Annotated in this window: 13 protein-coding genes (1 of these 13 cut by a window edge); 7 read left to right on the top strand and 6 right to left on the bottom strand. The window is 66.5% G+C overall.

Annotated features, from left to right (window positions below):
• Positions 1-44 precede the first annotated feature (44 nt).
• Entirely contained in the window at positions 45-503 is a 459-nt protein-coding gene (locus I6L45_RS02560; protein WP_210549579.1) for a hypothetical protein, read from the bottom strand.
• Between the two features lie 151 nt (positions 504-654).
• On the opposite strand from I6L45_RS02560, the gene I6L45_RS02555 reads away from it, so the two are divergent.
• A complete protein-coding gene (locus I6L45_RS02555) occupies positions 655-1,563 on the top strand; it encodes an S-adenosyl-l-methionine hydroxide adenosyltransferase family protein (RefSeq protein WP_216983372.1) in 909 nt (302 codons plus the stop codon).
• Positions 1,564-1,893: 330 nt separating this feature from the next.
• Positions 1,894-3,789, top strand: coding sequence for a PhoX family phosphatase (locus I6L45_RS02550; protein ID WP_216983371.1), 1,896 nt, complete (start codon positions 1,894-1,896; stop codon positions 3,787-3,789).
• Positions 3,790-4,005: 216 nt separating this feature from the next.
• On the opposite strand, the gene I6L45_RS02545 is transcribed toward I6L45_RS02550, so the two are convergent.
• Both I6L45_RS02545 and I6L45_RS02540 read right to left on the bottom strand, forming a co-directional pair.
• Positions 4,006-5,955, bottom strand: a complete 1,950-nt coding sequence (locus I6L45_RS02545) for a MacB family efflux pump subunit (protein WP_367947690.1) — start codon at positions 5,953-5,955, stop codon at positions 4,006-4,008.
• 2 nt (positions 5,956-5,957) lie between these two features.
• Entirely contained in the window at positions 5,958-7,118 is a 1,161-nt protein-coding gene (locus I6L45_RS02540; protein ID WP_216983369.1) for an efflux RND transporter periplasmic adaptor subunit, read from the bottom strand.
• A 148-nt stretch (positions 7,119-7,266) separates the two neighbouring features.
• On the opposite strand from I6L45_RS02540, the gene I6L45_RS02535 reads away from it, so the two are divergent.
• Both I6L45_RS02535 and I6L45_RS02530 read left to right on the top strand, forming a co-directional pair.
• Positions 7,267-7,947, top strand: coding sequence for a response regulator transcription factor (locus I6L45_RS02535; protein WP_216983368.1), 681 nt, complete (start codon positions 7,267-7,269; stop codon positions 7,945-7,947).
• On the top strand, positions 7,944-9,281 hold the full coding sequence (locus I6L45_RS02530; RefSeq protein ID WP_216983367.1) for an ATP-binding protein: 1,338 nt from the start codon (positions 7,944-7,946) through the stop codon (positions 9,279-9,281). The genes I6L45_RS02535 and I6L45_RS02530 overlap by 4 nt, the downstream gene beginning before the upstream one ends.
• An 88-nt stretch (positions 9,282-9,369) precedes the next feature.
• Here I6L45_RS02530 and I6L45_RS02525 read toward each other — a convergent pair whose 3' ends face one another.
• The 3 genes from I6L45_RS02525 to I6L45_RS02515 form a co-directional block, all read right to left on the bottom strand.
• On the bottom strand, positions 9,370-9,786 hold the full coding sequence (locus I6L45_RS02525) for a DUF6515 family protein (RefSeq protein WP_216983366.1): 417 nt from the start codon (positions 9,784-9,786) through the stop codon (positions 9,370-9,372).
• Position 9,787: 1 nt separating this feature from the next.
• Positions 9,788-10,081, bottom strand: a complete 294-nt coding sequence (locus I6L45_RS02520) for a hypothetical protein (RefSeq protein ID WP_216983365.1) — start codon at positions 10,079-10,081, stop codon at positions 9,788-9,790.
• A 144-nt stretch (positions 10,082-10,225) separates the two neighbouring features.
• Positions 10,226-10,786 carry a carbonate dehydratase gene (locus I6L45_RS02515; protein WP_043758100.1) on the bottom strand — a complete coding sequence of 187 codons (561 nt, stop codon included), beginning with the start codon at positions 10,784-10,786 and terminating at the stop codon, positions 10,226-10,228.
• A gap of 234 nt (positions 10,787-11,020) precedes the next feature.
• Between I6L45_RS02515 and I6L45_RS02510 the strand changes: the two genes are divergently transcribed.
• The 3 genes from I6L45_RS02510 to I6L45_RS02500 form a co-directional block, all read left to right on the top strand.
• Positions 11,021-11,662: a ribonuclease gene (locus I6L45_RS02510; protein ID WP_216983364.1), complete on the top strand. Its 642-nt coding sequence runs from the start codon at positions 11,021-11,023 to the stop codon at positions 11,660-11,662.
• Between the two features lie 69 nt (positions 11,663-11,731).
• Positions 11,732-12,007 (top strand): helix-hairpin-helix domain-containing protein, encoded by a 276-nt coding sequence (locus I6L45_RS02505; protein WP_210549589.1) that lies wholly within the window; start codon positions 11,732-11,734, stop codon positions 12,005-12,007.
• A protein-coding gene (locus I6L45_RS02500) for a nitronate monooxygenase family protein (RefSeq protein ID WP_216983363.1) crosses the window boundary here: on the top strand, positions 12,004-12,770 show its 5' portion. The gene runs 280 nt beyond the window's last position; the window shows 767 of its 1,047 coding nt (coding positions 1-767); it begins with the start codon at positions 12,004-12,006; its stop codon lies off the right edge, out of view. The genes I6L45_RS02505 and I6L45_RS02500 overlap by 4 nt, the downstream gene beginning before the upstream one ends.

Here is a 12,770-nt window from a genome sequence, read left to right as displayed (position 1 = left end):
ATCCCTCTGACCGCGCCTCGGCAGACTCTTCATGCCGGGCTGGCTCAGTCGACCAGGGCGACGCTCCCGGCATCCAGGTGGTGCATCCATTCCCGCAGGATCAGCAGGGCGGCGGCCACGCGTCTCTCCCTCGGCAGCTGGGCGGAGGCGAGGGGATCCCCCTCCATCATGGCGGCCAGCTGGCCGAACAGGCGCTCGACGATCTCCCTGCTCTGCACCCGGCCGCCGAGCACCTCGGCCAGGGGCACCGGGCTTTGCAGGTGCAGCACGGGGTGGGGCGGGATCCGCGCCGCGAGCGGCATCAGCACATCCTCCACCACCATGATGGCTTGCTCCAGTTCGAGGGGCGTCGGCGGGTCCCGGCGAAAGGGGCCCGGCGTCACGGCATCCAGGCCCAATGCCAGCGCAAATGCCTGGCTGGCGCCATCCTCCCCGGTGATCTGTACCCGGCTCTGGGTGTCACCCAGGCTCAGCAATACGGTGTCGTGCCCCTGTGCTGTCATGTCGTGGTCTCCTGCGTGTGAATAGCCCATGGATACACCCGTGCGGGCCGGATTGGCGAGTCATTTCGCCCCCCATTCGGGCATCAGGGGTTGCAAAGAATTTCCTGAATGGCAATCTGGACGTCCAAACGTCTTTCAAAGGAGCCCTGACATGGATATTCGTATCGTCCCCCGCGCCCTCGTGCTCGCCCTTTCTCTAGTGGGATCAGGCGCCTTCGCCAACGAAGCCCTGGTATTCCAGACCGACTTCGGGCTCAAGGATGGCGCCGTCTCGGCCATGAAGGGGGTCGCCTTCGGGGTGGACCGCACCCTGCCGCTCCATGATCTGACCCACGAGATCCCGGCCTACAACATCTGGGAAGCCTCCTACCGCCTCTATCAGACCCTGCAATACTGGCCCGCAGGCACCGTCTTCGTCAGCGTGGTGGACCCCGGTGTCGGCACCGAACGAAAGTCGGTGGTACTCAAGACCAGGAGCGGCCACTACATCGTCAGCCCGGACAACGGCACTCTGACCCTGGCGGCGGAACACTTCGGCATCGAGGCGGTGCGCCAGATCGACGAGAAGACCAACCGTCTCAAGGGCTCCGAGAAGTCCTACACCTTCCACGGCCGCGACGTCTACGCCTACACCGGTGCCCGTCTCGCCTCCGGAGCCATCAGCTTCGAGCAGGTGGGGCCAGAGCTTCCCGCCGAGGTGGTGACCATCCCCTATCAGCCGGCAGTCGCCGAGCAGGATGGCACCCTGAAGGGCACCATCCCGATCCTGGATGTGCAGTACGGCAACGTCTGGACCAACATCGACGACGCCCTGCTCGGCAAGGCAGGCATCCAGAAGGGGGACAACGCCTGCATCAGGATCAGCGAAGGGGATGCCCTGAAATACGAGGGCAAGGCCCCCTACGTCAGCAGCTTCGGCGATGTGCCGGAGGGCCAGCCCCTGGTCTACCTCAACAGCCTGTTGCAGGTGTCGGTGGCCCTCAATATGGACAGCTTCGCCGCCAGACATCAGGTGCAATCCGGCGCCAACTGGCATATCAGCCTGAAGAAGTGCGGCTAGCGGGAGGCTGTCAGAGGGTGCAATCCGGTACAAACGGCATACCAGCCTGAAGAAGTGCGGCTAGCGGGAGGCTGCCAGCGAGTGCTATCCGGTACAAACGGGCAGATCTGTCTGAAGAAGCGCGGCTAGGGGTCATCCCTTCTGTCGGCGATACGTCTTTCGGGGCGGTGGGACTCCTGTCCACCGCCCCTTGTCTTGGACGGTGGCGCCCTTTGTCACACCTGGGAGCTATCTCATCGACTGTCATCCTCGTTTAATAAAGTGCCCCCATGCTGTGGCCGGACGCAGTGATTACGCAATGACGCCAGCAGAGACGACAAGGAACAATCGATGAGCCGTTTTGACGAGAGAGACAGCGCCAACCACCCCCGCGAGCAGGAGCCGGAATTCAACCGCCTCATCGAGGCGGGCCTGAGCCGCCGTGGCTTCCTCAAGGGGGTTGGCGCCGCCAGCATGGCCGCCTTCTTTGCCGCCAGCCCCGTGGCCCGCGCCGTGGCCGCCGCCACCCGGCCGCTGCTCGGCTTCCAGGCCGTGCCCGCCTCGGTGGCCGACACCCTGGTGGTGCCGCCCGGCTACCAGGCCGAGGTGCTGATCGCCTGGGGGGATGCCCTGTTCCCCGACGCCCCCGCCTTTGCCCAAAGCAACGACGCCCGGGCCCAGGCCCGCCAGTTTGGCGACAACAACGACGGCATGAGCTTCTTCTCCCTGGGCCCGGATCGCGCCCTGCTCGCCGTCAACAACGAATACACCAACTACGAATACCTGTTTGCGGATGGTGGCAAGGCCCTCAGTGCCGGCGCCGTCGCCAAGGCCCAGGCGGCCCACGGGGTCTCCCTGGTGGAGCTGGTCCGCAAAGATGGCAAATGGCAGGCCAACCCCAAGGGGGCCCTCAACCGCCGCATCACCGCCACGACCCCCATGACCCTGAGCGGCCCGGCGGCGGGCCATGCCCTGCTCAAGACCCAGGCCGATCCCGAGGGGCGCACCGCCCTTGGCACCTTCAACAACTGCTCCAACGGCCAGACCCCCTGGGGCACCTACCTCACCTGCGAGGAGAACTTCAACGGCTACTTCGGCAGCGAGGGCAAGCCGGCGCTGGACAAGCGCGCCGCCCGCTACGGCCTGGCCGCCGAGGATGCAGGTTTTGGCTGGCACAAATTTGACGAGCGCTTCGACCTCGCCAGACACCCCAACGAGCCGCACCGCTTCGGCTGGGTGGTGGAAATCGATCCGCTGGATCCTGCCTCCACCCCGAAGAAGCGCACCGCCCTTGGCCGCTTCAAGCACGAGAATGCGGCCTTCACCGTCAACAAGGACGGCCGCGCCGTGGTCTACCTCGGCGACGACGAGCGGGGGGAGCACATCTATCGCTTCGTCTCGAAGAACAGGGTGGCGCCGGGCAATGACCCTGCGAACCGGGATCTGCTGGACGAGGGCACCCTCAGTGTGGCCCGCTTTGAGGCCAGGGAAGGGGAGCTCAAGGGCACAGGCCAGTGGCTGCCCCTGGTTCACGGCCAGCACGGTCTGACCCGGGAGAACGGCTTCGCCGATCAGGGGGAGGTGCTCATCTTCGCCCGGGAGGCGGCGACCCGGCTCGGGGCCACCACCATGGACAGGCCCGAGTGGGTGGCCGTGCATCCCCACCGCAGCGAGGTCTACTGCACCCTGACCAACAACAAGAACCGCGGCATCAAGGAGAATCAGCCCTTGGATGGCGCCAACCCCAGGGCCGAGAACCCCTATGGCCAGATCATCCGCTGGCGCCCCATGGGGGACGATCACGGCAGCGATCGCTTCGAGTGGGATCTCTTCCTGCTGGCGGGCAACCCCGGCGTGCATAAGGAGGGGTTGATGGCGGGCAGTGCCAACATCCACCCGGACAACATGTTCAACAGCCCGGACGGCATCGGCTTCGACGAGGCGGGGAGGCTCTGGATCCAGACCGACGGCGACTACTCCAACGAGAAGCAGTTTGCTGGCATGGGCAACAACCAGATGTTGTGCGCGGATCCCGTGAGCGGCGAGGTGCGCCGCTTCCTGACCGGCCCCGTGGCCTGCGAGATCACGGGTCTCACCTTCAGTCCGGACTGGCGCACCATGTTCGTCGGGGTGCAGCACCCGGGGGAGGAGGGGGCGCCCTCCCACTTCCCGGACGGCGGCACCGCCATTCCCCGCTCCGCCGTGTTGCGGATCACCCGGGACGATGGCGGCATCATTGGCGCCTGATGGCCCGGGATAACCGCCTGGCCCGTGATGAAGAGAGCCGCCTTCGGGCGGCTCTCTCGTTGGCCTTGCGGGAGACAAAAAAAAGACCGGGTTGGGGACCCGGTCAAAGAACCCGCGCAGTCTGGGAAGAAGAGCGGGCGTTCAGGCTTCGTGGCGGGGCCGGGCATCGGCCCCCGATCCGGTGTCGGGGTGGCATCACCCCGGCGTCAATGCTGGCTATTCGCGCTCCAGTGCGTGGATGGGATCCAGCCTGGCGGCCCTGCGGGCCGGGGCGAAGCCGAAGATCACCCCGATCAGGCTGGCGCAGAGGCAGGCTATTCCCATGGCGGCAAGGGAGTAGCTCATCCGGACGCCGCTGCTGAAGTGGTCGAACAGCTGGCCCAGCAGCAGGGAGAGGGCGATGCCGAGCACGCCCCCCAGCAGGCAGATCAGCACGGCTTCAATGAGGAACTGCTGCTGGATGTCCCGGGTCCGGGCGCCGACCGCCATCCGCACCCCTATCTCCCGGGTGCGCTCGGTGACCGAGACCAGCATGATGTTCATCACCCCTATGCCCCCGACAATGAGGGAGATGAGGGCGATGAGGGCGATCAGCGTGGTCAGGGTGGCGCTGGTCTGACTGATGGTCTGGCGGATGCTGTCGGTGTTGAGCAGGAAGAAGTCCTGGCTGCCGTGGCGCAGGGTGAGCAGGCGGCTGATGCCGTCCTGGGCTGCGTCCAGGCTCACCTCGTCACGCACCCGCACGCTGATGCTGCGCAGGTAGCTCTGCCCCAGCATGCGGCTCATGGCGGTGGTGTAGGGGATCCAGACGTTCAGGGTCTCGTCGCTGCCAAAGCCGCTCTGGTTCTTGATGGCGACCCCGATCACCCGGCAGGGGAGATCCCCCAGCAGGATCACCTGACCCAGGGGGGACTGGGCCTGGGCGAACAGCTTGTCCCGGGTGTTCTCGTCGATCACCACCTCCTGGGCCAGGCTCTCCTCGCTCTGGCGATCGAAGCCCATGCCCTGGGCCAGGCGATAGCCCCTGACCTGGAAGAACTGGGCGCCGACCCCGTTGATGGTGCCGGAGACGGCGGTACTGCCGAGGCGCAGGGTGGCGCTGGTGCTGAGGCTGGGGGTGACGCTGTGCACGTAGTCCAGCCCGGCGATGGCCTCGGCATCTCCGATCCGCAACGTCTGTATGGTGGCGGAGCGCATGTCCCCGAAGCCGCGGCCGGGGAACACCTCCAGAGTGCTGGTGCCCATGGCGTTGATGTTCTCCAGCACCCGCTCCCGGGAGCCCTGGCCGAGGGCCACCACGGTCACGACCGAGGCGATGCCTATGATGATGCCGAGCATGGTGAGAAAGGTGCGCAGGCGCTGGGCGACCATGGCCCGCAGCGCCATGCGCAGGGCATTGCCGAGCCCCGCCATCAGCGGGATCTGCCCCCTGGCGTGCGCCTTGGCGGCGGCCTGGGAAGCCTGGGGAACGGCCTCTGGCTCGCGGGTGCGGCGATCGGCGATCACCCGGCCATCCTTGAGCTCGATGATCCGCTCGGCGTGGCGGGCGATCTCCATGTCGTGGGTGACGATCACCAGGGTGTGGCCCTGGCGGTGCAGGGCCTGAAGGCTCGCCATCACCTCGGCGCCGCTCTGGCTGTCGAGGGCACCGGTCGGCTCGTCAGCCAGGATCACCTCGCCGCCGTTGATGAGGGCGCGGGCGATGCTGACCCTCTGCTGCTGGCCGCCGGAGAGCTGGCTTGGCTTGTGGCTGAGCCGGCTGGCGAGGCCGAACCGGGTCAGCAGGGCCTCGGCCCGCTGGCGTCGCTCGGCCGGATCCAGGCCGGCGTAGAGGGCGGGCACCTCCACGTTGGTGCGGGCGTCGAGATCCGCCAGCAGGTGATAGCGCTGGAAGATGAAGCCGAAGTGCTCCCGGCGCAGGGCGGCGAGCTCGTCACGGCTGAGGGTGGCGGTATCGCGCCCGGCCACCAGATAAGCCCCCTCGCTCGGCTGATCCAGGCAGCCCAGCAGGTTCATCAGGGTGGATTTGCCGGAGCCAGAGGCGCCGACGATGGCCACCATCTCCCCACGGGCGATCGCCAGATCGATACCGTCGAGCACGGTGACGGTGCGCTCACCCTCTCCGAAGTGGCGGCGGATGCCGCGCAGTTGCAACAAGGCGTCCATGGTCACATCCCCATGGGGGGCGGCATGCCCCCGGCGGCGTTGCTCTGGCTTGCGCTCACCTCGCTGACGATGACCCGCTCACCGGCGCTCAGGCCCGACAGGATCTGGGCATCCACCTTGTTGTTCAGACCGACCTTGACCCGGCGCAGGCTGATCTTGCCCCCGTCGTCGACCACCCTGACCTGATCCCCCTGCAGGGCGATGGCCGGGATCACCAGCGCCTGTTTGAGTCGGGCTATCACCAGATAGACCTGGGCCGTCATGCTGATCCTGAGCTGACCGTCCTGGTTGGGCACCTCGAACAGGCCGTGATAATAGATGGCGCTGCTGTCGCTGCTGCTGGTGGTGGTGTCGTCGTCGTTGATGGTGTCGGGGGCGGGCTCGATGGCGCGCAGGGATCCCTCGAACCGGCGCTGGCTGTTGCCAAGAATGGTGAAATAGACCGGCATGCCGACCCGGGTGTTGATGACGTCGGCCTCGGAGATCCTGGCCTCCACCGTCATGGTGTCGAGCTGGGCAATCTTGAGCAGGGTGGGGGTGCTCTGGCTGGCGTTGAGGGTCTGCCCCTCCTCCACCGGCACGGCCACCACGGTGCCGGAGAGGGGAGCCAGGATCCGGGTATAGCCCAGGTTGACCCGGGCTGTGTCCACCGCGATCTCGGCCTGCACACGCTGGGCCTGGAGGGCCCGGATATCGGCCTGGGTCTCGTCCAGAGTCGCCTTGGCGCTGTCATGGTCGGCCGTGCTGCCAAGGCCCCTTGCGACGATCTGCTGCTGGCGCTGGTACACCAGGCGGGCATTGCGCAGAGTGGCCTCTTTGGAATCCAGCTGGGCCTGGAGGTTGTCGCGCTGGGCCAGGGCGTCCTTGAGGGCGTTCTGCTGGGTCAGATCGTCGATCTCGACCAGCAGATCCCCCTGTTTGACCTCCTGCCCCAGGGTCACGTGCAGCCGCTTGATCTGGCCCGACACCTGGGCGCCCACGCTCACCTGCTTGCGCGCCTTCAGGGTGCCGTCCGCCATCACCAGCTGCTCCAGATCCCGGCTCTCGGCGGTGGCGGTGATGTAGTCGCTGGCGGGCGCCTTGGCCTGGGGGCGCCAGGCCAGCAGCAGGGCGAGGGCGCACAGGGGCAGTAGCCAGAACAGACGAGGGGAGAGCTTGGGCATGACAACCTGTATCCTGAATGACGATAACGGCGGCACTCTACCCCAGAGCCGGGTTAAGGCTCTTTGCTTCAAGCGTAAGGGTTTCGTAAAAATGGCTGCCAAGGGCGGAGCAAGCGGCGAAAATGGCCGCCGACAAGGGAGACCGTATATGAAGATCCTGCTGGTGGATGACGACGCCGAACTGGGCGCCATGTTGAGTGAATATCTGGGGGGAGAGGGGTTCGAGACCACCCAGGTGCTGACCGGGGGGGAAGGGGTGCACCATGCTCTGTCCGGCCGTTACAGCGCCCTGCTGCTGGACGTGATGCTGCCGGATCTGGGAGGCACCGAGGTGCTGCGCCAGGTGCGCCAGCGCAGCCGTCTGCCGATCATCATGCTGACCGCCAAGGGAGACAACGTGGATCGGGTGGTGGGGCTGGAGATGGGAGCCGATGACTATGTGCCAAAACCCTGCTACCCCAGGGAGCTGGTGGCCCGGCTGCGGGCCGTCCTGCGGCGGGTCAACGAGGGGAGCGCCCCGGCGCCCTCTCCGGAGGCCCTCATCCTGGGGGCCCTGACGGTGAACCCGGCCAACCGCGTCTGCCTGTGGCAGGGAGCGCCGGTGGAGCTGACCGCCACCGAGTTCAACATGCTGGTGCTGCTGCTGCGCACCCCGGAGCAGGTGGTCACCAAGGACACCCTCTCCCTGCAGGGGGTCGGACGCCCCCGTGAGGCCTATGATCGCAGCGTCGATGTGCACATCTGCAACCTGCGGCAGAAGCTGCAACAGAAGGCGGGGGAGGCCGTCACCATAGAGACGGTGCGCAGTATAGGGTACAAGATACTGTGATCCTCAAGGGCCGGTTGTTCTGGAAGATACTGCTGGGGTTCTGGCTGGCCATCGTGCTGGTCAGCCAGCTGTTGTGGATCGGGTTCAGCGCGCAGCGTGAGCGTCCGGAGGATCGCCTCGCCCACCGGCTGGCGACACGGCACCTGGACATGGCGGCGGCCGTGCTGGCGCAGGGGGGCATAGAGGCCGCGACGGCATTGAGCGAGACCATGCCGCCGCCGTTGCTGCAGATAGCGCCCCTCGATGCCGCCGATGCGCCTTCCCGGCCAGCGCCCCAGGCATCCGGGCAGCCTGTCCCCGGGGAGCCGGGCCCGGGCGCCGTGCTGACGCGCACCGTGATTGCCAACGACGGGCAGGCCTACCAGCTGCGGGCAGGAGCGGATCCGCTCATCACCCCGAGGGGACCGGAGCCCGGCCCCCTCTCCTGGCTCAACATCCCCCCGCCCATGCTCTGGATCGGCGGCCTGGGGGGGCTCTTGTTCAGCATCCTGTTCGCCTGGCACCTGACCCGGCCCATGAACGCTTTGCGGCGCAGCTTCGGCCAGGTGGCCAGGGGGGATCTGGGGGTACGGCTGTGGCCCGCCCTGCGCTGGCGTCGGGACGAACTGACCGAGGTGGCGCAGGAGTTCGATCTCATGGTGGAGCGCCTGCAGCAACTGGTCGAGGGGCGCGAGCAGCTGCTTCACGACGTCTCCCACGAGCTGCGCTCCCCCCTGGCCCGCATCCAGATGGCCATCGGCCTGGCGGAGCAGAGCCCGGAGAAGGTGAGCGATGCCCTGGCGCGGATCCGGCTCGAGACGGAGCGGATGGACAGGATGATAGGGGAGCTGCTGACCCTCTCCCGCGCCGAACAGGGCCACGGCCTGGGGCAGAGCCACTATGACCTGCTGGCGCTGGTGGACACCGTCATCCAGGATGCCAGGTTCGAGGCCCAGCAATCCGGGGTCGAGATCGAGCTCGAGCAGGCGCTGGGGGAGGGCTGCCTCCTGCTGGGTCATGCCGAGCTGGTGCGCCGCGCCGTGGAGAACGTGGTGCGTAACGCCCTGCGCTTCTCGCAGTCGGGCCAGACGGTGAGTGTCAGCCTGATGCGCCTGGGTCAGGAGGTGCAGCTCTCCATCGCCGATCGGGGGCCCGGGGTGGAGGAGGGCAAGCTGGCGGGGATCTTCGACCCCTTCGTGCGCATCGGCTCACCCCGGATGGGCAAGGGCTACGGGCTCGGGCTCGCCATCGCCCGCAAGGCGGTGATCCTGCAGGGCGGCAGCATCCAGGCCCGCAACCGCACTCAGGGTGGATTGAGGGTAACCATGACACTGCCCCTGCATGAGCCGTCCTGAGGGGGGCGCTCTGGTTTGAGCAAGGGGGAAACCCCGGGAATAAGGAAGGGGGCCTCCGCCCCCTTCTCGTATCTGTTCCACCTTGGTCTCAGCGCAGCGCCGCCGGTGGCGGCACCTCGGTGTAGCGCCCGTCTATTTCCCGCAGGTAGTAGTGACCATCCTTGACGTAATAGCGGCGGCCGTCCAGATCCAGGGGGACCAGGCCCGACTCCGCTGCGACCAGGACCTGAGGGGGCGGGGAGACCACCACATAGTGGTTCTCCTGCTGCCGGTAGAAGATGCCGTCGAGCACATAGTAGGTGAGCCCGGCCAGCAGCAGGGTTTCCACCCCTCCCGGGAGCCTGTCGACGCGGTGACCGGGGCCAAAGCCGGGGCCCGCATCCTTGCCGTGCCGGGGGACTGGTCTCTCCCACCCGCCCGGCCTGTCCATGTCACCGGGACCCGCGAGGGCGGGCAGGGTGATGAGCATGGAGAGCAGCCAGAGTGAGGCGCGGCGCGTGCTCATCTCACTGCCCCTTGAGCGGCGCACTGGCGGGTTGGGGTTTGGGCGGCTGTGGCGGCAGCTCGCGCACGCTGACCATGACCTCGTAGCGGGTATCCGGCCTGGCGGTATCAATGTTTTTGGACAGTGCCTGGACCAGGGCCTGGGGATCCGCACCCTGCTTGCTGGCGTGATAGAGCACGGAGGGGGGCGGCGCCATGGGGCCTCCCTGGCGGGCGCCCATAGGGGGCGGCATCTCGCCGGCATGAACGAGCGTGGTGCCCAGCAGCAGGGCAAGGGCGATGGGATAGCGTGACATGATGATGACTCCATTGATGGGACGGCTTCCATCAAACGCGACTCCCGCGCCCGGCTCAATCACCTTTACACCCTCTTTTCGCCCCCTTTACAGACGTGACAACGGGCGCCGTGGCACCCGTTGTATCTTGTGTCTGTCTCTAACTCAGAACTCGTTGGAGAGCGCCTTGTAACCCTTGACCAGGTCGATGTTGGTGTGGGCCACGTCCTCGGAAAATTCGGTGGCATCCACGGTGACGCGGGGGATCTGGGCCAGATCGCTCTGCTGGTTGATGCGGGTGGTGGAGGGCACGTAGAAGCCGGGGGGGATATCGCACCCGTCAACCACGGAGTTGTGGCGCACCACGGAGCCGTCGCCGATGTGGCAGTTGAACAGCACGCTGTTGAAGCCGATGAAGACCCGGTTGCCCACCTCGCACGGCCCGTGGACGATGCTGCGGTGGGCAATGGAGCTGAACTCGCCGATGGTGACGGCGGCGCCGGACTTGGAGTGGATCACCACGCCATCCTGGATGTTGGAGTTGGCGCCGATGATGATGGGTTCCATGTCACCGGTCTCATCGACCTCGTCGGCACGGATCACGGCGTAGGGGCCGACAAAGACGTTCTCCTTGATGATCACCTTGCCGCAGATGATGGCGGTCTTGTCGACATAGGCGGATTCGTGGATGACGGGCAGGTGACCTGAGGGATTCTTGCGGATCATGTTACATCCTGTTGCTGATGAAATCGGGGAAAAGTGGCGCGTCATGAGGGCCCGCCGGAGAGCCAGCTTACGCCTCTGATCCGGGAGGGGAAACCCTTTACTGGTCTGACCCATCTTTCATAGGGGCATTGCTCGTGGTTGTTCTTTGACTCCCTGTTATGGGAGCATGAGGACGGTTTCGAGCATGCAACTGCGTGCCGGCAGAGGGGAGACGAAGGTGAGGGGGAGCGGGAGATGAGACGGATCATGGTGTTGCTGGCAGGGGCCCTGCTGTGGGTCTCTGCCGTAGAGGGCAAGGGGCGTGCGGGGGAGTTTGACTATTACGCCGTGGCGCTCTCCTGGTCGCCGGAGCATTGCGCCATCAAGCCGGCGGATCGGGAGCAGTGCAGTCGGCAGCTGGGGTTCGTGCTGCACGGGCTCTGGCCCCAATACCAGCGCGGCTACCCCAGCTCCTGCACAAGCGAGCGGCTGGATCCTGCGATGGAGCAGCGGTTTGCCGGGCTCTACCCCAGCCGCTTCCTCTATCGCCATGAATGGGAGAAGCACGGCACCTGCTCGGGTCTCAGCCAGGCTGACTTCCATCAACTGGCCAGCGACCTGCGTCAGAAGGTGCAGATCCCGCAGGCCTATCGCGCCCCGGCGGAGCCCCTTCGCAAGAGTACTTTCCAGCTCAAGGCGGATCTGGCCGATGCCAACCACTGGCTGGCGCCCGACAGCATCACGGTGGCCTGCGCCGATGGCGGCCGTTTCCTGCGGGAGATCTACGTCTGCATCGACAAGGAGGGGAACGAAGCCGTTCCCTGTTCGGACGAGATGCAAAAGCGGGAACGCCGCTCCTGCGGTCAGCCCGATTTTCTGCTGCGCAGCGTGCGTTGAACCCGGTGATCCCGTCAGGCCCCTCGCGGGCCTGATGTGCAATGAACCCTGTGGCAAGGAGTCTGATGGATGAAAGGCAACGAAGGATTTTCGGCAGAGGAGCGGGCCCTGCTGCTCGCCGTGAAAGGCGTGGGGCCCACCGTCATCGGCCGGCTCGAACAGCTTGGCTACCATAGTCTGTCGGCATTGGCCGACGCCGACACGACTCATATCGTGACACTGGTCGCCAGCATGCTGGGTTCGACCTGCTGGCAGAACAGCCCCCAGGCCCGCGGAGCCATCGATGGGGCCATTGCGCTGGCGCGCAGCCAGATCGCCCGTGGCAGGCAGGACGTCGCCCCATGACGCTCTTCGCCGAACTGGGGATGCGCTATCCCATCATCCAGGCGCCCATGGCGGGCGTACAAAACAGCGCCCTGGCGATGGCGGCAACGGGGGCGGGAGCCCTGGGGTCCCTGCCGGCCGCCATGCTGAGTGGTGACGAGTTGCGCCAGGAGCTGATCCGCCTCGCCGCCAGCGGACCGGGGCCATTCAACATCAACTTCTTCTGTCATCGGCAGCCTGAACCTGATCCGGCCCAAGAGCGCCGCTGGCGCCAGGTGCTGGCACCCTATTACGCCGAGTTCGGGGTGGATACCGCTGCCCAGTCGCGCGCGCCCGGCCGGGCCCCCTTCAATGGCGAGCATGCGGCCCTGCTCGAGGAGTTCAGGCCGGCCGTGGTCAGCTTCCATTTCGGTTTGCCTGAACCCGGGCTGCTGGCCCGTGTGAAGGCCACGGGGGCCAAGGTATTTGCCAGCGCCACGACGGTGGCCGAAGCGAAATGGCTCGCGGCCCGCGGGGCGGACGCCATCATCGCCCAGGGGCTGGAGGCCGGTGGCCATCGCGGCCACTTCCTCGACGAGGATCTCGGCCTGCAGCAGGGCACCTTAACCCTGTTGCCACAGATAGTGGCGGTGGTGGACCTCCCTGTCATCGCGGCGGGAGGCATAGTCGACGGCAGGGGGATCCGGGCCGCGCTGGCGCTGGGGGCAAGCGCGGTGCAGATGGGGACGGCGTTTCTCTGTTGTCACGAGGCTACCACCTCGGCTCTGCATCGGGCGGCTATCCG

It is taken from the genome of Aeromonas sp. FDAARGOS 1415, assembly GCF_019048365.1.
Lineage (GTDB): Bacteria > Pseudomonadota > Gammaproteobacteria > Enterobacterales > Aeromonadaceae > Aeromonas > Aeromonas taiwanensis.
Note: the sequence above shows the minus strand (reverse complement) of the source record. Positions and strands in the feature narration are given on the sequence as shown.